At 48.6% G+C, this 625-nt stretch carries 1 protein-coding gene; it reads right to left on the reverse strand.

The window, feature by feature from the left end; all coding sequences use genetic code 11:
- The coding region (locus tag A3761_RS05515; protein WP_231881173.1) for an aldehyde dehydrogenase family protein at positions 1–613 on the reverse strand (613 nt) is incomplete at its 3' end.
- Positions 614–625: the final 12 nt, after the last annotated feature.

The following is a 625-nucleotide window of genomic DNA, read 5'->3' on the forward strand; positions in this document are numbered from 1 at the left end:
TCAGGAAGCCTTGCTCGCCGTGGTAGGAGCCCATACCTGATTCACCAACGCCGCCAAAATGTAAGTCTTCTTGAGCAAAGTGAGAGACTGTGTCGTTAATGCAGACGCCGCCAGCTCGAACTTGTTCTAGTACATATTGCTGTTCGTCTTTGTCCATTCCAAAATAGTAAAGCGCCAAGGGCTGAGGGCGATCATTAATGAAGTCCAGAGCTTGGTCTAGCGACTTAGTGGGTAGGATTGGCAGGATTGGGCCAAAGAGTTCTTCTTGCATCACTAGCATATCATCAGTGGCATTTAGCACCAGGTGGATAGGCATCTTACGTGTACCGGTTTGCATATCTTCGTCAGCCGGGTTGCACTCAATAATCGTTGCGCCTTTGCTTTTTGCATCGTCCAGGTAAGATTGCAGGCGTGCGAGCTGTCGTTCATCGACTACGCTGGTGAAGTCAGTGTTGTGCTTCAGCGTTGGGTACATCTTGGCAAAGAAGTGTTGGAATCGATCAACGAAATGCTCCAGGCGGTGCTCTGGACAAAGAATGTAGTCAGGTGCAATGCAGGTTTGGCCAGCATTAAAAGCCTTACCAAAAACAACTGACTGTGTTGCATCGTCCATATTGACATCGTC

The organism is Oleiphilus sp. HI0123 (assembly GCF_001635315.1).